19 protein-coding genes are annotated in these 18,314 nt (G+C 69.6%); 13 read left to right on the top strand and 6 right to left on the bottom strand.

Going from position 1 to position 18,314, the window contains the following annotated elements:
- Window positions 1-63: 63 nt before the first annotated feature.
- Genes ACFWVP_RS23515 through ACFWVP_RS23505 form a run of 3 tightly spaced genes read right to left on the bottom strand, consistent with a single transcriptional unit; the run spans window position 64 to window position 2,806 of the window.
- Window positions 64-561, bottom strand: a complete 498-nt coding sequence (locus ACFWVP_RS23515; RefSeq protein ID WP_384499430.1) for a hypothetical protein — start codon at window positions 559-561, stop codon at window positions 64-66.
- A gap of 59 nt (window positions 562-620) precedes the next feature.
- Complete coding sequence (locus ACFWVP_RS23510; protein WP_384499428.1) at window positions 621-2,405, bottom strand: alpha/beta hydrolase; 1,785 nt, start codon at window positions 2,403-2,405, stop codon at window positions 621-623.
- Window positions 2,402-2,806 carry a hypothetical protein gene (locus ACFWVP_RS23505; protein ID WP_384499427.1) on the bottom strand — a complete coding sequence of 135 codons (405 nt, stop codon included), beginning with the start codon at window positions 2,804-2,806 and terminating at the stop codon, window positions 2,402-2,404. The genes ACFWVP_RS23510 and ACFWVP_RS23505 overlap by 4 nt, the downstream gene beginning before the upstream one ends.
- Before the next feature lie 193 nt (window positions 2,807-2,999).
- On the opposite strand from ACFWVP_RS23505, the gene ACFWVP_RS23500 reads away from it, so the two are divergent.
- A complete protein-coding gene (locus ACFWVP_RS23500; protein ID WP_384499425.1) occupies window positions 3,000-3,623 on the top strand; it encodes a histidine phosphatase family protein in 624 nt (207 codons plus the stop codon).
- 93 nt (window positions 3,624-3,716) lie between these two features.
- Here the strand turns inward: ACFWVP_RS23500 and ACFWVP_RS23495 are convergent, their stop codons facing one another.
- Both ACFWVP_RS23495 and ACFWVP_RS23490 read right to left on the bottom strand, forming a co-directional pair.
- Window positions 3,717-4,145, bottom strand: a complete 429-nt coding sequence (locus tag ACFWVP_RS23495; RefSeq protein ID WP_384499424.1) for a Uma2 family endonuclease — start codon at window positions 4,143-4,145, stop codon at window positions 3,717-3,719.
- Window positions 4,146-4,419: 274 nt separating this feature from the next.
- Window positions 4,420-4,884 carry an ATP-binding protein gene (locus tag ACFWVP_RS23490; RefSeq protein ID WP_384499567.1) on the bottom strand — a complete coding sequence of 155 codons (465 nt, stop codon included), beginning with the start codon at window positions 4,882-4,884 and terminating at the stop codon, window positions 4,420-4,422.
- 211 nt (window positions 4,885-5,095) lie between these two features.
- On the opposite strand from ACFWVP_RS23490, the gene ACFWVP_RS23485 reads away from it, so the two are divergent.
- The 11 genes from ACFWVP_RS23485 (at window position 5,096) to ACFWVP_RS23435 (ending at window position 15,801) form a co-directional block, all read left to right on the top strand.
- Window positions 5,096-5,947: a Scr1 family TA system antitoxin-like transcriptional regulator gene (locus ACFWVP_RS23485; protein ID WP_384499422.1), complete on the top strand. Its 852-nt coding sequence runs from the start codon at window positions 5,096-5,098 to the stop codon at window positions 5,945-5,947.
- Between the two features lie 11 nt (window positions 5,948-5,958).
- The gene (locus ACFWVP_RS23480) at window positions 5,959-6,144 is read left to right on the top strand and encodes a DUF397 domain-containing protein (protein ID WP_384499421.1); all 186 of its coding nucleotides are present in this window, start codon (window positions 5,959-5,961) and stop codon (window positions 6,142-6,144) included.
- The gene (locus ACFWVP_RS23475; RefSeq protein ID WP_384499420.1) at window positions 6,137-6,361 is read left to right on the top strand and encodes a DUF397 domain-containing protein; all 225 of its coding nucleotides are present in this window, start codon (window positions 6,137-6,139) and stop codon (window positions 6,359-6,361) included. The genes ACFWVP_RS23480 and ACFWVP_RS23475 overlap by 8 nt, the downstream gene beginning before the upstream one ends.
- A gap of 268 nt (window positions 6,362-6,629) precedes the next feature.
- A complete protein-coding gene (locus ACFWVP_RS23470; RefSeq protein WP_384499418.1) occupies window positions 6,630-7,529 on the top strand; it encodes an aldo/keto reductase in 900 nt (299 codons plus the stop codon).
- Window positions 7,526-8,182, top strand: a complete 657-nt coding sequence (locus ACFWVP_RS23465) for a DUF402 domain-containing protein (protein WP_384499417.1) — start codon at window positions 7,526-7,528, stop codon at window positions 8,180-8,182. The genes ACFWVP_RS23470 and ACFWVP_RS23465 overlap by 4 nt, the downstream gene beginning before the upstream one ends.
- Window positions 8,183-8,515: 333 nt before the next feature.
- Window positions 8,516-8,824 carry a hypothetical protein gene (locus ACFWVP_RS23460; RefSeq protein ID WP_384499416.1) on the top strand — a complete coding sequence of 103 codons (309 nt, stop codon included), beginning with the start codon at window positions 8,516-8,518 and terminating at the stop codon, window positions 8,822-8,824.
- Window positions 8,825-9,008: 184 nt separating this feature from the next.
- Window positions 9,009-9,878, top strand: a complete 870-nt coding sequence (locus ACFWVP_RS23455) for a hypothetical protein (RefSeq protein WP_384499414.1) — start codon at window positions 9,009-9,011, stop codon at window positions 9,876-9,878.
- Window positions 9,868-11,223, top strand: a complete 1,356-nt coding sequence (locus tag ACFWVP_RS23450; protein WP_384499413.1) for a hypothetical protein — start codon at window positions 9,868-9,870, stop codon at window positions 11,221-11,223. The genes ACFWVP_RS23455 and ACFWVP_RS23450 overlap by 11 nt, the downstream gene beginning before the upstream one ends.
- A complete protein-coding gene (locus ACFWVP_RS23445) occupies window positions 11,220-12,770 on the top strand; it encodes an SCO6880 family protein (RefSeq protein ID WP_384499411.1) in 1,551 nt (516 codons plus the stop codon). Before ACFWVP_RS23450 ends, ACFWVP_RS23445 begins: the two co-directional genes overlap by 4 nt.
- 39 nt (window positions 12,771-12,809) lie before the next feature.
- Window positions 12,810-14,228 carry an ATP-binding protein gene (locus ACFWVP_RS23440; protein WP_384499409.1) on the top strand — a complete coding sequence of 473 codons (1,419 nt, stop codon included), beginning with the start codon at window positions 12,810-12,812 and terminating at the stop codon, window positions 14,226-14,228.
- A 1-nt stretch (window position 14,229) separates the two neighbouring features.
- Entirely contained in the window at window positions 14,230-15,801 is a 1,572-nt protein-coding gene (locus tag ACFWVP_RS23435; RefSeq protein ID WP_384499407.1) for a type IV secretory system conjugative DNA transfer family protein, read from the top strand.
- Here the strand turns inward: ACFWVP_RS23435 and ACFWVP_RS23430 are convergent.
- The gene (locus tag ACFWVP_RS23430) at window positions 15,798-16,355 is read right to left on the bottom strand and encodes a GNAT family N-acetyltransferase (protein ID WP_384499406.1); all 558 of its coding nucleotides are present in this window, start codon (window positions 16,353-16,355) and stop codon (window positions 15,798-15,800) included. The genes ACFWVP_RS23435 and ACFWVP_RS23430 overlap by 4 nt on opposite strands.
- A gap of 327 nt (window positions 16,356-16,682) precedes the next feature.
- On the opposite strand from ACFWVP_RS23430, the gene rox reads away from it, so the two are divergent.
- Window positions 16,683-18,119, top strand: coding sequence for a rifampin monooxygenase (gene rox / locus ACFWVP_RS23425; RefSeq protein ID WP_384499405.1), 1,437 nt, complete (start codon window positions 16,683-16,685; stop codon window positions 18,117-18,119).
- The last annotated feature ends 195 nt before the right edge of the window (window positions 18,120-18,314 follow it).

Genomic DNA, 18,314 nt, shown 5'->3' with positions numbered 1-18,314 from the left:
TGCCGAGCGCCTCCCCTATCCCCACCGACCGGCCGGTTACGTGTCATTGGGGACGCGGAGGCCTCAGGGGGCGCCGGCTGACCAGAAGGAGGAGCGGATGTTGGGGCGGGGGAGGGGGTAGACGCCCTCGTAGGCCGGGCCGTTCGGAGGGGTGGTGGACTCAGCCACGTCGGACTTCTCGACACAGGGGCTGTCCACCTGGAAGAATGCTTGGCCTTTTCCTCCCACGCTCAGACTGACCCCGAAGCCGTCGCTCGTCCGCGCGTAGACCGCCGGAACGTCTGCATCATTGTTGATCGCCTTGATCCGGTATCCGTTCTTACGCCAGAATCGTTCTACAACCCCGAGGAAACTACCTCGACGCTCTGTAGAAATTACCGTCATAACAGTACGCCTGCGCGAGACATCACACTTACCCGTGGTCGTCGGATCATGTGCCCATTGCACCTCTGGTCGAATCCCTGCCAGCACCTCGTCAAGAATCTTGTCGGCACGGTCTGCCGCTCCTTGCATATTCACACTCGCACGCCGTTCCTCGTTCGACTGAGCTGCCGGATCCATACAACCCGACGATGCCACGATGAGTAGCGCAACAAGTGCCGACCGACGCGGTGAGAACCTCAACGGGGCTCCTCCGTTTTAATTTTTCGCGAGTTACCGGTAGCGATCAAAGCAATATTGTCTGCCGATACGTTGTCCCGCTCGGGGGCAACGTCGAAGTATTGCGAATGCGCGTCGATTGATAGCCCCCTGCTACTAACCAGCTGCGGCCCTTCGTCCACCTGGAAGCGCTTTGCGCCAAATGCGTCGCTGGCCGGGTCTTTGCCAAACCAGAGGTCATCATCCCCCTGGTCAGCGATATCTCCCACCACAAACGCCAGGGGGCCTGACGCGGCACCAAGTGCCACTTGCTGCTTAGACGGAAGCCTCGTCACAACATCATTTTCCGCTGCACCGACAAATACGTTTTCCTTACCTACACCAAGATCCTCTGCACGATCCACCCCCACTCCAGGACTACCCACCAGGACGATGTCGTCCACTCCAGGCATCCCATCTCCCTGTTGAGTTGCTGCACCAACTGTCCGTGAACCGTAAGAGTGACCAATGGCGGTCAAATGTGGATCATCATGGTCACTCGTGACCATCAGCCCATTCGTGAATCCACGGAAAGCATCCCCACCTTGATTGGCTCGGTCCTCACCCATAACTGCCAAACTCCCGAACCAGTCCGGCGCCTGTGGTGCGTCATAGCCAAGCCAGACAATCGCTGCACTGGACGAGTCATACCTCTGTGCAGTAATCGCCGTATCCCGAGCACGCTTGAGGTCTCCCTCCGCGAAGTCCCTATCCAGAGACGTGTTCAACCCAGGCACATAGGCAGCTACGTTCCTCGCCGTATCAGGGTTGCCGTACGAGACAATCGCCCGTCCGTTCCCCTCATCGCCGATGCCGAGCAGGAACATCGGTGGCTGGGTCGCCGCCCCCAACTGCCGGTCGATCTCCCGCAGTCCCGCCAACTGCGTCACCGACTTCTCGTCGTCCCGCCCCGCCAGCTTCCCGATCAGCAACTGCAAGTTGTCCCGGTTCGCCGCATCCCGCGCCACCGCCGGGATCCCGTCCAGGTTGCCGATCCGGTCCGGGTACACCGCCAGGTACTCCTCGCGCTGTTCCTGGGTCAGGCCGGCCCACCACGCGTGCCGTTCCGCCGGGGTCGCATCGTGCGGGATCGCGTTCCTCAGGTACGCCCCCGCGGCATCCCGGACCGCTGCCGCGTCGCCCGCCGCGTCCGTCCAGGTCGAGGCCGGGACCTTCAGGCCCTCCTCGGCCTTGAGCCGCCGCAGGATTCCCGCGTACCGCCAGTCGATCTCGGCCGCCGCCCGCACCGCTCCCGCCAGCCGGTCCGCGATGTCCTGCGCCTTCGCCAGGTTGGGGTTCGGTGCGACCAGCCCCGAGGGCGCCGACAGGGCCGGCAGGCCGCCCGACGACGCCGTACCGCCCTGGGGCGGCCGGTCGTCGATGATGCCGTCGCCCGCGGCCGGGTACGACACCGAACCGTCCGCGTGCACCGTGAACCTCAGCGTCACCGCGTCGTCCAGCGCGCCCGCCAGCACCCGCTGCTGCGCCTTCAGCTCGTGGGCCAGGCTGTTGAGCGTCGTGCGGAGGAGCCCGCACTCCGTGTACACGTACTGGAAGTTCCGGCCCAGTTGCCGCAGTCGGGCCACGGCCGAGGTCGCCGCCTCCCCCTGTTGCGTGTCGCGCAGCCCGTTCAGCAGTTCCTGTTCGATCCGGTCACGGGCCGCGTCTGCCCGGTTGGCGGCCGCGCCCCACCCGTCCGCCGCGCCCTCCAGCTCGCCGCACTTCAGGTCCCGCAGCGCCGCCCAGGTCAGGGCCGGTGACCTCACCGCACCACCCCGGCCCTGTCCGAGACCGGCGCGAAGGACGACCGCACGGCCTCGTTCGTCTCCCCCTGGGCCCGCGCGACGGCCCGCAGCATGTCCGCGAGGCCCGCGCACTCGCCCCGCGCCGCCGCGATCCGCCGCTCCCAGGACGTCCGTACGGTGCCGAGTTCCGCGAGGGCCGAAAGGTCACCGGCCCCCGCGACCAGCCCTTTGTGAGCCGTCGCCAGCTCCGACGGCACCGGCCCCAGGTGCGTACACAGCGCCTGCGCACCTCCCGCGGCCCGCAGCCACGGCCCGTCGCTGTGCTTCAGCTCCTCCCGTCCGGCACCACCCGCGCCCGCCGGACCCGTCAGGTCACTCAGCCGCCGCACCACTGCCACACCGCTCACCCCGTTCTCGGTCACGGAGCGGCACTGTGCCAAATCCGGCCTACCCGACACGCCGGGCACACCGACGGCGAGGCCCCCCGCCCCCGCCGCACCAAGGCATCCCCCGCCCGCACGTTCACCCGTACGCGCGACACGGAACCGTCCCGCGTCCCCGCGCCGTCCCTCCCGTCGTCCGCAAGATCATCACTGCGCTGGGAGGAACCGCACCATGACCGGCACCGCCACCCGTTACCTCTACGTCGCCCGGCACGGCCATGCCTCGCCGGACGAGACCGCGCTGACGGAGGGCGGCCGACGCCAGGCAACGCTGCTCGGCGAAAGGCTCCGGAGCAGCAACCTCTCCGCCGTCCACCACGGCCCGCTCCCCCGTGCCACGCAGACCGCCCAGCTCGTTCACCGCCAGCTCGGCGACATCCCCCTTCACGCGTCGGATGCGGCCGGGGACTACCTCCCGTACCTCCCGCAGCGGGACGAGCTCCCGCCGGACTCGGCGGACCGTCTGCTCGCCTTCGTTGAGCAGTTCCCGCCGGAGGAACGCGAAGGCGGTCCCGCGCTGGCCCGCGCCGCGCTGGCGCGGTTCACCGGGCCGGCGGAAGGCGACGAGCCCCGCCACGAACTGGTCATCACCCATGCGTTTCTGGCCGCCTGGCTGGTACGCGACGCCCTCGACGCCCCGGCCTGGCGCTGGATGGGCCTGAACCACGCCAACGCGGCTCTGACCGTGATCCGTTACGTACCCGGCCGGCCCGCGGCAGTGGTCATGGTCAACGACATGGGCCACCTCCCCGCAGAGCTCCGCTGGACCGGCTTCCCACCGGAGCTCCACGCCTGAACGTCCGGTCTGCCTCGCCCCGTGTCACACCCCCACCTCCCGGCGCGGCGGTTCCGGGAGTGCCGTACAGCGGAAACGAGTCCGTGGTCGCCGTCAGGGCGAGACGCGGCGGCAGGAAACGGCTTCCCCGTACTTGCCGGGTCTCGACTGCTGGTAACTGCCGTCGCCTGGCCGCGTGTGCAACGCCCAACTGCCCTGTCGCGGATCCATGACGAGCGGCGACCGCACTCCCGCAACCCCGTACCAGTCACTCTTCCGCGAGATGTCTCTGGCCTTCTCCGACTGGGAGATGACCTCCACGGCCAGCTCCACGTCCGCAGGGTCGGCCAGCCAGTTGTCGTCGTCGTCCCACGCCTCGGGCAGGACGACGAGATCCGGTGTGGCGTAGTCGTCGAGGTCGCCTGGCATGGCGACCGACGTCACCTCGTACGCCGTGAGTCCCGTCGGAAGCCCGGGGTCCCGCTGCAGACGCAGCCGCCTGATCGTCCCCGCGTGCTTGCCGCGCGGCGGCGGAGAAGTCACGAGACTTCCCCCCAGGACCTGCACGCGCAGGCCCGTCTCCTCTTCGATCTTCGCGGCGATTTCACGCAGGTTACCCGGGCGCGGGCGCAAGGACGGCTGACCGGACGTGGCGTGTGGCCTCCGTCCCTGCGACGCGGACGTGGTGCCCGCACGAACGGACTCGGGGGGAGGGCCCGTGCCCCGTCCTGCGGCGATTCCACCGTAGTGCCAGCCGTATCCGTACGCCTCAGGCATAAGAGCTCCCTCCACCGACACGCAGATCAACTACACACTGTTACGGTAGATCACTCCTCTGACACTCCGCCTTTCCCGCGCATTCGACCCACAGCAGCTTCCCGCCCTGCCCCGGCAGTCCGGCCCTCATCGGGTACGCGCCCCAGCTCTCGGCCCAGAGCGTGATGAGGTGGAGCCCGCGCCCACGCTCGGCCAGCACCGACGGAGCCTCCGCACTCCAGTTGCAGGCGAACGGCGCCGGAATGTGTGGGTCGGTGTCCCAGACGCTGAGCCTGACGCGCTGCCGTCCCGCCCCGCGCAGCCGGAGCGAATACGCACCCTCGGAGTGCAGGTACGCGTTCGTGACCAGTTCGCTGGCCAGCAGCTCGGCGGTCTCGATGAGCTCCGACATGCCGTGCGCCCGCAGCACGGCACGGAGGGTGGAGCGGGCCACGCCTGGTGCGCGGGGATCTCGCGGAAGTTGCAGGGTGTACACCCAAGGCGGCGATACGGTGGCCATGGCTATGGAAGTCTCCGTTCACGGAGTGATGTCGGGGCGATGTGCTGCGGTGCCCAGTGACCAGGTCGCTCCGTCGAGCGGGGTTCTTCCGGGCGGGTGGCCTGCGTCCGAGAGTAGGCTCCGGCAAGGATTACTTGCGCCAATTGACCGGAATCTTTGAGTTGAACCACTCCTGCGAGTGACACCGCCAACTCAGCTGACTTCAAGGAAGGTTCAGATGGCAGGCAGGCCGGCTCCCACCGCCCGCCGCACACGGCTGGGCGCGGAGCTGCGCAAGCTGCGGGAGCGCGCCGGGATGACCACCACTCAGGCAGCCGGCCTGCTGGGGACGAGTTCGGGTCAGTTGAGCAACATAGAGGTCGCACGGTTCGGCGTGAGCGCCGAGCGTGTACGGATCGCGGCCCAGGCGTACTCCTGCACGGACCAGGCCTTGATCGATGCGTTGGTGGCCATGACGGGCGACCGCAAGCGCGGCTGGTGGGAGGAGTACCGGGGCATCCTGCCGCCGCGGCTCCTCGATCTGGCAGAGATCGAACACCACGGCGCCAGCCTGCGGGCAGCGCACAGCATCCACGTCCCCGGCCTGTTGCAGACCGTCGACCACGCACGTGAGATCCACCGGCAGGCCGTGCCCGAGATGTCACCGCCCGAGATCGAGCACCGGGTCTCGTACCGCGTCAAACGCCAGGCCGTCCTCTACCGGGCGCGCCCCGTCCCGTACCGCGCCCTCGTCCACGAAGCGGCCCTGCGCATGGGGTTCGGGGGCACCGCTGTGGCCCGCGCTCAGCTTCAGCACCTGCTGGAGCTGAGTGAGCGCGCCCACGTGACGATCCGGGTGATCCCGTTCACCGCACCGTCCTACCCGGGCTCGGGCCAGTCCGTGTACTACGTGCAAGGCCCCGTCCCGAGCCTCGACACCGCCCAGCTCGATCAGTCCCACGGCCCGGTGTTCATCGACGGCGAGGCCCAGCTGACGCAGTACCGGCTGCTGCTCGACCGGCTCGACGCCGTCGCGCTGACCTCCGCGCAATCCCGCGACCTGATCCACCGGATCGTCCAGGAACTGTGAAAGGAACGACGATGACCTTCTCCTGGCAGAAGTCCTCCTACTGCGCGCAGGGCGAGGCGTGCATACACGTCGCCGCCCGCCATGGCGCGGTCCAGGTGACCGAGAGCAGCGATCCCACCGGCGCCGTAATCCACACCACGCCAGCCGCGTGGGCCGCCCTCGTCCGCAACGTCAAGACGACCCCGTCGCATGGCTGACACCCCCGCCGACCTCACCTGGACCCGCGTCGCACCCGAGGACGCGGAGGGCCCCGGGCCGTGGATCGAGATCGCGTTCGGGGCCGGGGACCTCGTCCACCTCCGCGAGACCGGCGACCCCGACACGGTGGTCACCACCACCCGCACCAAGTGGGACGCGTTCACACAGGGCGTCCGGGCCGGAGAGTTCGACCACTTCGCCGACGAAGCCACGTGACCACCGGCGGAACGGAACGAACCGCGGGCCGGGGCCGGCTCCACCGCACACGGGAGAGGACCGGTCGCTCGCCCCGGGGGGCAGGCTGAGTGCGGTCACCGAACCGGCGGCCCTGCTCACGCCGTGGCTCGGCAATCGCCGCCCGCGCCGACACGACGCAGAGATCCGTGATCCATCAGCCAAGGGGCCCCTGTAGCCCGCCGCTCGGGATGATCACCATGTCCCGCTCCCGTCGTGCCCCGCCGCGGGCCGGTGAAAGAATTCACCGATGACCTCGTCCTCGGAAACCATCACCGCATCCGCAGCCGGCACCTGGAAGCTCGGCGACCTGACGGTCAACCGGATCGGCTTCGGCGCCATGCGTCTCCCGCAGGACGGGCCGGCGTTCACCCACGGCGACTCCAGCGACCGGGGCCGAGCCGTCCGGGTCCTGCGCCGCGCGATCGAGCTCGGCGTGAACCACATCGACACCGCCGCCTTCTACTTCTCGCCCCTGCGGTCCGCCAACGAGCTCATCAACACCGCGCTCGCCCCGTACGCCGACGACCTGGTCATCACCACCAAGGTCGGACCGGGCCGCGACCCCTCCGGTGAATGGACCTGGGCCGCCCCGGACCAGCTGCGCGGACAGGTCGAGGAGAACCTGCGCCAGCTCGGCCGCGACCACCTCGACGTGGTGAACCTGCGCATCGCCCGCAGCCACACGTCCTCGTCCGTCGCCGACCACTTCGGGGCGCTGGCCGAGCTGCGCGAGGCCGGGCTGATCCGGCACCTGGGCATGTCCAACACGTCGCCGGAACAGCTCGCCGAGGCCCGGGCCATCGCCCCCGTGGTCTGCGTACAGAACATGTACGGCATCGACTCCCCGCCCGAGAACCACGCGTTCCTGCGCCACTGCGGCGAGCAGGGCATCGCGTTCGTGCCGTTCTGGGCCATCGCCGGCGCCGGACGCGAGGCGGGTGCGACCGCTGCCCAGAGCGAGGCGGTGCTCACCGTCGCACGCGACCACGGCGCGACGCCCGCACAGGTGCGCCTGGCATGGACCCTGCACCAGGGACCGCACGTGCTGGCCATCCCCGGCACGGGCAACCCGGACCACCTCGTCGAGAACGTTGCCGCCGGCGCGCTGGAGTTCACCGCTGACGAACTGGGCCTGCTCGCCTCATGACCGGGCAGATCCTCCGCTGGAACCTCTTCATCGGCGGCCATCTGAGCTCCTCCGTCCCCGTACGTCTCGTCGAACGCACGGACGAGGCGCAGCTGGTGTGGCTGGAGACGGGCACCCCGATGTGGCGTACGGACCTGCCCGGCGGGGCGCACCTCAGGGACATCCCGCCGCAGGACCGGCCCGCCGCGGGCTATCCCGCGAAGGCCGACCGCTGGCCGCTGGGCAGCGCCCTCATCCACCAGCCGACCGGCGCCGGGCACGCGGTGTTCTGGTTCTTCGGGCGGAGGCAGAAGTTCCGGGGCTGGTACGTGAACCTCGAACGCCGCGTCCACCACGGCGAGGACATCGACGTCGTCGACCACGAACTCGACATCGAGGTGGCACCGGACCGTAACTGGCGGTGGAAGGACGAGCGGTCGTTCGCCGAGAAGACGGGGCACCCGGCCTACTGGTCGGCCGACGAAGCGGCCGGCATCCGTACCGAGGGTGAGCGGGTGGCCCGGCTCGCCGACGCGGGAACCTTCCCGTTCGACGGCTCCTGGTGCGATTTCCGGCCACCCGCACACTGGACGACGCCGCCCCGCGCCGACGCCCCGGCACGGACGGTCCTCCGGCACCACGGGCCCGGAGGCCCTTCCCCGTCAAGCACCTGATGACGCATCTACCGGAAGCCACCGGCGCGCTCACGGCTCTCGAACAGCGCGTACGAACGCGCCAGGCCCGGCGAACGCTGCAACCGCCTCCAGAACCCATGGCCACCGTCGTTGCTAGCCGTCACATACTCTGATACACAGAGTAACCATGCATATGCATGTCGATGCCGACTCGAGTCGCAGGTCAGGGCGGCCTCCCCGGTCAAACGTGCGAGATCCGGGTAAAGAGACCCGGGAAGGCGTCGTGCGATGCCGGTTTCATCAGCGAAGATAGAGACCGACCCGTGTCGAACGGCGCGGGCGGCGAACTACCCAACAGGGGCGGTGACTTACATGATCCTGGCAGCTGAAGAGGGCGACATCACCACCATCATCGGCGGAATCGCCCCGAACTGGGGGCCGTTCGGGACCCTGGGCAACGAGGCGCGCATCATGATCGAGGTGGTGATGGCGGTGGCCATCCTGCTCTGCCTCGGCATCGCGATCTGGGGTGCGGCAAAGCAGCGCATCGGCGCGACGGCCCTGCGTGACACGTTCAGCGCCGAACAGGGCAAGGGCCTGATCGTGGCGGGGCTGACCGGCGTCTTCATCATCGGGTCGCTGGGCACCCTGTTCACCATCGTGTACGGAATGGCTGTCTGACGTCTGGTCAGCCTCTCTGCCCATGGCCAGACCCCGCGCCCGCCCCCACACCATCCGTCCGTCGTGCCCACCGGCAGAGGTTGCGTCCCCTGATGTCGAGTCACCACACCGCGCCCACGCGGGAACCAGCACAGCTACCGTCGTACCACGCGGAACCGCACACGGCTGAGGGGGCGTACGCGGCATGAGCCAGGACGACGAGCGCGGATACGGCAGTGAACCGGGCGGCCGCACGGATGACGCGTACAGCACCCTCGGTGGGACGCGCCAGACCCGTACGCGCCTTCCCGGTGGCGACGAAGGCGACGGTTACGGGCGCCGGCCCGCCCGGAACTCCCGTTCGCTGATCATGGTGGTCGGCGTGGTCGTCCTGCTCGTCGCGGCTATCGCGTTCGCGAACCGGGGCGGAAGCGGGGGCGAGGCCGAGGACCCGGCCGCAGGCAAGGAATCGTCCGCCGCGGGTGCGGGCCCGACAGCCGCGACGGGCACGAAGCCGGTACAGGGCAAGAACGGCACGATCGCGTCGGGCTTCGCGCGTGACGAGCAGGGGGCGCAGAGTGCGGCGGCGAATTACGCGGTGGCGCTTGGGTCGGCGGAGATGTTCGACAAGACGAAGCGTGACGGGATCTTGCAGGTGACGCATGTCCCCGCCGTCGTCGCAAGGCTCCAGGCCGACATGGCCGAAGCCTACTCTCCCGGCTTCCTTGCCAACGTCGGTTTGAACGAGGACGGCAGCACTCCCAGTGGGCTGACCTTCGTCTCCCGCACCGTGCCAGTGGGTACCAAAGTGACGGCCCGGAGCGGGGACGCCACCACGGTCGAGGTGTGGTGCACCGGCCTCGTCGGTATGGCAGGGCAGGGCTCGACCAAGCCGGTCACCGCGACATGGTTCACCATCACGGAGAAGCTCAAGTGGGTCGACAACGACTGGAAGGTCGAGTCGTCGACTCAAGCAGAAGGCCCGACGCCGGTCAACGGCGACAACCGGGCATCCACTGCGGACGACATCGCTGGTGCTGTTGAGGGATACGGAGGCTTCACCTATGCCCGATAGCCGTCGTCTCCGTGCGCTCCCACTCCTGGGAGTGCTGGTGGGCCTGCCGGCCACGGTCGTCCTGCTGCCATCTCACGCGTACGCAGAGCCGTCGCCCACGCCCACTCCTTCCCCCAGCACCAGCGACAACCCCTGCGACCTAATCGTCGGGCTGGCCAAGGACTACTGCGAAGGCGACGAGTCCGGCGGTGCCGCGCGTCGTTCTCCCACCGTCACCACCGACGCCCTCGACCCCCTCACCTCCCTCGCCCGCGGCTGCGCAGACGCCGCGTCCTGGACCGTCGGCAAGCTCAGCGAGGCCGTGGACGGCACCGCCACCGTCGACTTCACCAACGAGAGGTTCCTCCAGCAGTACGCCGTCGTCTTCGCCGCGTCGACCATCCTCACGCTCGTCCTCTGGCTGCTCGCCGTGGCCAAGCGTGCGATCCGTGGCGTTCCGCTGACGACCGCGCTCTCCGAGGCCATCGGCTTCCTCTGGCTCACCGTCCTGGCCTCCGCGTTCACCCCCCTCATCCTCTACACCGTCGTCTCCGCCACCGACGGCGTCACCGAGGGCATCTCGACCGCCACCGGGGGCCAGAGCGACGTCTTCTTCGGGTCCTTCGCGGAGGCGCTGAAGAAGGGCACCGACATCGGCGGCGGGCCGATCATGCTGATCGTCGTCTCGCTCGTGTCGATCGTCGCCGCCGGAATCCTGTGGCTGGAGCTCGTCATCCGGGCCGCCCTGCTCTACGTCGGCGCCCTGCTCGGAGTCGTCGTCTACTCCGGGCTCGTCGACAAGAACATGTGGGGCCACGTCCGCCGCTGGGCCGGCATCATGATCGCGGTGATCATGGTCAAACCGGTCATCGTCATCGTGCTCGGGCTCGCCGGCGCCCTCTCCGAGGACGACGGCCCGAACGCCATGTCCGCCGTCGTGTCCGGCCTGGCCATCATCCTGCTGGCCATCTTCGCGTCCGCCATGATCTACCGCTTCGTCCCCGGCTTCGGCGACGAGATCCAGGGCGCCCGCACCAACCGCAAGCAGGCCACCGACGGCTCCCAGGCCGCCGCGATGATCAGCTCTCCCGCCGCCCTCGTCTCCCAGGGCATCAAGACCCACAGCGGACGCGGCGGAGGCGGCGACAGCGGTGGCGGAGGCGCCCGCACCGCCAACGCGGTCAGCGGCGGCGTGGCCGCGCACAGCTCCCGCGGTTCCGGCGGGGGCGGCGGATCCATCCCCACCGCCGCGCCGTCACCCCGCAGCGGGTCCGGACCCACCTCCGGCACCCCCCACGGCAGCCGTCCCTCGCGGGGCGGTTCAGGCAGCACAGGTAACACGAGCTCAGGAGGTGGGGGGCGTTGACGACCCAGTCCCACACGATCGCGCCCCGCCGTACGTATCTCATCGGGCGCGCCCGGCCGAACGCGATCGTCGGCAAGAACCGCGAGACGGGCGAGATCGCGCTGATCATCGCCGGGGCGTTCCTCGGCATGATGAGCGGGCTCCTCATTCCGACGCTGTCCCTGCGGATCGTCGCGCTCGTGGGCTTCCCCATGCTCGCCCTGGCCGTCGTGTACGTCCCCTACAAGGGCCGCACCTTCTACAAGTGGTTCGAGATCAACCGCAGCTTCAAGCGCACGGTGCGCCGCGGTACGGCGTACCGTTCCTCCGTCATGGAGGCCGGGGTCAGCGCCGACGGCCGTGAGGTGGAGATCGGCCCGCCGCCCGGCATCGGCCGGATCAGCTGGCTCGCGGCACCGTTCGGGCCGGACGAGATCGCCGTGCTCCTGCACGCCGACCGCCGTACGGTCACCGCCGCCATCGAGATCGAGGGCCCCGGCGTCGGTCTGCGCGACAGCGAGGACCAGGAGGCCCTGGTCGACCGGTTCGGGACGCTGCTCAAGCACGTGGCCAACGGCGACGGGTTCGTGACGCGCCTTCAGATGCTGGCCCGCACTCTTCCCGCCGACCCCGACGCGCACGCCAAGGACGTCGCCCAGCGCGGCGACAAGGGTGCCCCCGGCTGGCTGCAGGAGTCCTACGACCAGCTCCAGTCGATGGTCTCCACCTCCAGCGAGCAGCACCGCGCCTACCTCGTCGCGTGCATGCACTACAGCCGCGAGCTGGCCGCCGAGGCCAACGCCATGGCCCGTGCCGTGCGCCCCCGGGGTACCCGCAAGATCGACCGCGACGCGGGTCTCGCCGTCGTCATGGCGCGTGAGCTCACCGACATCTGCGCGCGCCTCGCCGAGGCCGACATCCGGGTGCGCCAGCCGCTGGGACAGAGCAGGCTCGCCTCCCTCGTGCACTCGATGTACGACCCCGACCACCCGATCGACCACATCCAGGCGATGACGAAGCGCAACGCCTGGCCGGCCGAGCTGGACGCGGTCGAGCCGACGTTCCTGCAGGCCAAGACCCGTGAGTCGACGACCCGCGCCCCCTGGTGCCACGCCACGGCCTGGGTGAAGGAATGGCCGATGACTCCCGTCGGCGTCAACTTCCTGGCCCCGCTCCTGGTCCACACGCCCGACGTGATCCGTACGGTCGCGGTCTGCATGGACCTGGAACCCACCGAGGTCGCCATCGAGCGCATGCTCACGGAGAAGACGAACGACGACGCCGAAGCGAGCCGTCAGGCCAAGATGAACCGCACGGTGGACCCGCGCGACATCGCCGCCCACGGCCGGCTCGACCAGCGGGGTGAAGATCTGGCGAGCGGCGCGGCCGGGGTGAACCTGGTGGGGTACATCACCGTGTCGTCCCGGTCCCCCGAAGCCCTCGCCCGCGACAAGCGGACGATCCGGGCCTCGGCCGGCAAGTCGTACCTGAAGCTGGAGTGGTGCGACCGTGAGCACCACCGCGCCTTCGTGAACACCCTGCCGTTCGCCACCGGCATCCGTCGCTGACCACGTCGACCCACAACCGAGAGGGAGGGCAGTCGCGCCATGCGAGACCCGCTGTCCGCATTGTCGGATGCCTTCACCGCCTTCCTCTTCGGAAAGGTGGAGACGACCCGGCTTCCGGTCCGTACGTCGACGGGCCAGGCCCAGGCCGTCTACCTGCCGACCGCCGCACCGGGCCTCGGCGACTCCGGCGTGATCATCGGGCGCGAGGTGTACTCCGGCAAGGGCTACATCTACGACCCCTTCCAGCTGTACGGGCAGCAGCTGCCCGCCCCGCACTGGCTGGTGCTCGGCGAGTCCGGCAACGGCAAGTCCGCGCTGGAGAAGACGTACGTCCTGCGCCAGCTCCGCTTCCGTGACCGGCAGGTCGTCGTCCTGGACGCCCAGGGCGAGGACGGCGTCGGCGAGTGGAACCTCATCGCCCAGGAGCTGGGCATAACCCCCATCCGCCTGGACCCGACCGCCGCGCTGAACGACGGGATCCGGCTCAACCCGCTCGACCCGACGATCACCACGACGGGTCAGCTCGCCCTGCTCCGCACGATCATCGAAGTGGCCATGGGCCACGGCCTGGACGAGCGCTCCGGCTTCGCGCTGAAGGTCGCCCACGCGTACGTGAACGTGACCATCACCGAGCGCCAGCCGGTCCTGATGGACATCGTGGAGCAGCTGCGCCACCCGAAGCCCGAATCCGCCGAGGCGATGAACGTCGACATAGACGACGTCCGGGCCTGGGGCCTGGACGTCGCGCTCGTCCTGGACCGGCTGGTCGACGGTGACCTGCGCGGCATGTTCGACGGCCCGACGACGATCGGCATCGACCTCGACGCCCCGCTGATCGTCTTCGACCTCTCGCACATCGACCGCAACTCCATCGCGATGCCGATCCTGATGGCCATCGTCGGCGTGTGGCTTGAGCACACCTGGATCAGGCCCGACCGGAAGAAGCGCATCTTCCTCGTCGAGGAGGCCTGGCACATCATCAACTCACCTTTCGTCGCTCAGCTCTTCCAGCGCCTGCTGAAGTTCGGGCGAAGGCTCGGCCTGTCGTTCGTCGCGGTCGTCCACCACCTCAGCGACGTCGTCGACGGTGCCGCGGCGAAGGAAGCGGCGGCCATCCTGAAGATGGCCTCGACCCGGACGATCTACGCCCAGAAGGCCGACGAGGCCAGAGCGACGGGCAAGGTGATCGGCCTGCCCAGGTGGGCGGTCGAGATCATCCCGACGTTGACGCCGGGCATCGCGGTCTGGGACGTCAACGGCAACGTACAGGTCGTCAAACACCTGATCACCGAGGCGGAACGTCCCCTGGTCTTCACCGACCGAGCGATGACCGAGGGCTCCACGTCGGACATGCTTCCCGAGGACGTACGAGCCGCGGAGCTGGAGGCGGAGCAGCGGGCGGCGAGGATCGAGCACCAGCAACGGCTGAACGAGTCGTCCGAGTCAACGGTGGCATGACATGGCACGCCAGGCACCATCCCGTACGGAACGCGGCGGCGAGGGCCAGGGCGGTGTCCCGGACGGGCTGCTGATCGGCCTCCTGGCCTTTCTGGCCGCGCTGACGGTCCTGGCCTGGACGGCCACAGGGCTGGCGGGCCTCTTCGCCCACGGGTCCTGGCCGGACGGTGTCACGTTCGCCCGGACGCCCCTCGCACTGCGCGCGCTGATCGGCGACCCGCAGGACCTCCCGGGCGCCTGGCCCGACACGCCGGCGGGTGAGCTCTCCGGATTCGGGCTGTTCTGGGGCCTGCTCATCGGCGAGCTGATGGTGTCGGCGGTCATCGCCGTGTTCGTGATCGGCGTGGTGGCCCGATGGCGTCTGGTGCGGAAGCAACGGGGCACGGCGACGACCCGGACGCCGTACGAACAGCCGCTGCAGGAGCCCCTGGAGCCCGTACAGGACACCGTGCGGCGCCCCGCACGCCTGCCCGCAGCGTCCAGCTCGTACGCCGGGGCAGCCGCACCCCCCGACTCCGCACCCCCCGAGCCCGTACCCCCCGAGCCCGTGCCAGTACCCGTGCCCGTACGTGAGCCCGTACGTGAGCCCGCACCCGGGCCCGAGACCTTCCTGGGTGTTCCCTCGCCCCGCGCCCCGTTCCTCCTCTACGACACGGCCGCCGGCCGCCGGCCCACCGTCGTCCAGGCCGTCCAGGACGCCGACGGCCCCGTCCTCGTCGTCACGTCCGACCCCACGGTCTGGGCCGACACGAAGGACGCGCGCGGCAAACTCGGCCCGGTCCTCGTCTACGACCCCGGCCACCTCTGCGACACCCCGGCCCGCCTCCGCTGGTCGCCGACCGCCGGCTGCGAGGACCCCGCCACCGCCACCGCACGCGCCGCGGCGCTCCTCGCCCCGGTCCGCCCGCAGGCCAGGGTCGACGCGGCCGTCGCCGACACCGCCCAGACCCTGCTCCAGTGCTGGCTGCACGCCGCGGCCGTGGACGGCCGTCCCTTCCGCCAGGTCCACCGCTGGGCCTCCGGCGGCAGCGCGCACGAACCCGTACGCCTGCTCCGCACCCACCCCAGGGCCGCCTCCGGTCTCGCCGGGCTCCTGGAGTCCGCGCTCACCGGTTATCCCGAACGCCGCGAGATGGCGCAGGAACTGACCGTGCGTGCGTTCACGGCCTTCTCCTCGGTCCACATCCGGGACGCCTGCACACCGAACCGTGTCGATTCGCTCGTACTGGAATCCTTTGCGCGTGAAGGGGGAACGCTCTATCTGGTCGGCGAACCCATCGAGGATCCCCGTCACCGCCCCGGTGCGATGCCCCTCCTCACCGCTCTCGCCTCACACGTGGTCGAGCACGGCCGCCGCATGGCCGCACGGTCAACCGACGGTCGGCTCGACCCACCAATGACGCTCGTCCTCGACGACGTCGCGGCCGTGGCGCCCCTTCCCCAGCTCCCTGAGTTGTTGACGACCGGTCAGGCTCTGGGGATGCCCGCTCTGGTGTGCCTCCGCTCCGAGGAGCAGGGCAGGGCGCGTTGGCGGGAACGGCTCACGTCCCCCGAACCGCCGCTCTCCTGCTAGAAGGCCGGTCGGCGCACCTCGAACTCCAGCTCACGGGCCGTCGGGTCACCCTCCAGCAGCACCGACCGCCCGGACGGGACGAAGCCGATCCGGCGGTAGAAGGCGGCGGCCCGCGGATTGGCCTCGTGCACGTACAGCCGCACCCGCTCGACCGGCGGACCGGTCAGCGACCAGGACCAGTCGACCGCTTCCTGGAACAGGGCGTCCGCCACACCGCACCCCCGGACCTCCGGCCGGACGAAGACCCCGACCAGATGCGTCTGATCGACCTCGGCCGCCTCCCCGAAACGCACGCCTTCCGCAGGCCGCTCGACGAGCACGGTGACCGTGCCCATCCACCGCCCGTCGGGCGCCACAGCGACGAACTGCCGGGTCCGCCTCCCCTCGGCGGCATCAGCTGTCCGCTGCTGCCAGAAGGAGTCGGGCCGGGTCAGCGACTGCTCGTACGTCTCCAGGAACGCGACCGAAGCGACCGGATCCTGCAGCGCCACCAGGCGGAGCTCTTTGGCACGGGCCCACTCGTCCGCCCGGACCGCATGTACGACGTAATCCATGGAGCGATGGTGCCCCGGCGCGCTCACCAGGGCAAACGACTTCCGACACCGTCCCTCTCGCGGCCGGAACCAGTGACGGCCCGGAATGCGCGACGGAGAAGAGGTGCTCCGAAGGGGGTGGTGGGGTCGGGTTCCGTGGTTCGCCCGCGACGCCGGGAAGGAGGAGACCCGCTCCTTTCCACTCTCAACTTATAGCCCACCAGGGGGCTTGCGGCAAGGCCCCGGTGGTGCCGCAGAATGACCGACCGAAGCCAGGACCTGCGGAAATGGCAGATGCCGCGCGGAGCGGCCGACCGCAATCCCCTCTCTTTGAAACGGGCGTTCTGAATGATTGACGTGATCGTGGTCGGCGGCGGACCGACCGGCTTGATGCTGGCCGCCGAGTTGCGGCTGCACGGTGTGCGGACGGTCGTGCTGGAGAAGCTGACCGAGCCGACCAAGGAATCCCGCGGTCAGGGCCTGCACGCGCGCAGCGTCGAGATGATGGACCAGCGTGGCCTGCTCGAACGGTTCCTCGCGGTCAGTGAGAAGTTCCAGGTCGGCGGGCTGTTCGGCGGCATCATGAAGCCGTGGCCCGACCGGTTGGACACGGCCCACCCGTACGGCGTCGCCACCCCCCAGCCCGTCACCGAGCGGCTGCTGAACGAGCGCGCCCTCGAACTCGGTACGGAGATCCGGCGAGGCTGTGAGGTGGTCGGCCTGAGCCAGGACGAGGAAGGGGTGAGCGTCGAGCTCGCGGACGGCAAGCACCTGCGTTCGCGCTACCTGGTCGGCTGCGACGGTGGACGCAGTCCGGTGCGCAAGCAGCTCGGCATCGGCTTCCCCGGCGAACCCGCCAAGGTCGAGACGCTGCTGGGCGACATGGAGGTGACCGCGGACCCGGCGACGATCGCCGCCGTCGTCGAGGAAGTACGCAAGACCCAGTTGCGGTTCGGCGTCGCGCCCGGTGGTGACGGGGTGGCTCGCATCGTCGTGCCCGCCGACGGGGTGTCCGAGGACCGCACGACCGCACCTACCCTCGACGACTTCAAGCAGCGGCTGCGGGCCGTCGCGGGCACCGACTTCGGCATCCACTCCCCGCGCTGGCTGTCCCGGTTCGGCGACGCCACCCGGCAGGCCGAGCGCTACCGTGTCGGCCGGGTGTTGCTGGCCGGCGACGCGGCACACATCCACCCGCCGACCGGCGGACAGGGGATGAACCTCGGCGTGCAGGACGCCTTCAACCTCGGCTGGAAGCTGGCCGCCGCCGTCGCCGGCTGGGCCCCGGCCGACCTCCTCGACAGCTACCACGCCGAACGGCACCCGGTGGGCGCCCGCGTACTGACCAACACCCGCGCGCAGATCACACTGCTGGGGACCGACCCGGGGGCGACCGCGCTGCGGGAGCTGTTCACGAAGCTGATGGACTTCGAGGAGGTGAACCGGTACGTGACCGGGATGATCACCGCGGTCGATGTGAGCTACGACTTCGGCGAAGGGCATGAACTGCTCGGCCGTCGGATGCGGGACGTACAGCTGAAGCAGGGGCGCCTCTACGAACTGATGCGCGAGGGCCGCGGGCTGCTGCTCGACCGGACCGGCCGGCTGTCGGCGGCGGGCTGGACGGACCGGGTCGACCACGTCGTCGACGTCGGAAGCGAGGACGCGGACCCGGACGTACCCGCCGTGCTGCTGAGGCCGGACGGCCATGTGGCATGGGTCGGTGAGGACCAGCAGGACCTGCTCGAACGGCTGCCCCGGTGGTTCGGCACCGCCACCGGCTGAGCACACGATCGCGGCCCGAGGACGGCCCCCGGTTCACGCCGGGGACACCCGTCGGGCGAACCCGCCACAGTGCCGGAATGGTCTCGGCTCGGTGGTCGGAACGGGTCGTGAACGCAGAAAAGCCCCGTGCCACAAGGGCACGGGGCTTTCCCGGAATAATTGTTCGGCGGCGTCCTACTCTCCCACAGGGTCCCC

Source organism: Streptomyces sp. NPDC058637 (assembly GCF_042717325.1).
GTDB lineage: Bacteria > Actinomycetota > Actinomycetes > Streptomycetales > Streptomycetaceae > Streptomyces.
The sequence above is the reverse complement of the archived record's forward strand: the minus strand, read 5'-3'. Positions and strand labels throughout refer to the sequence as shown.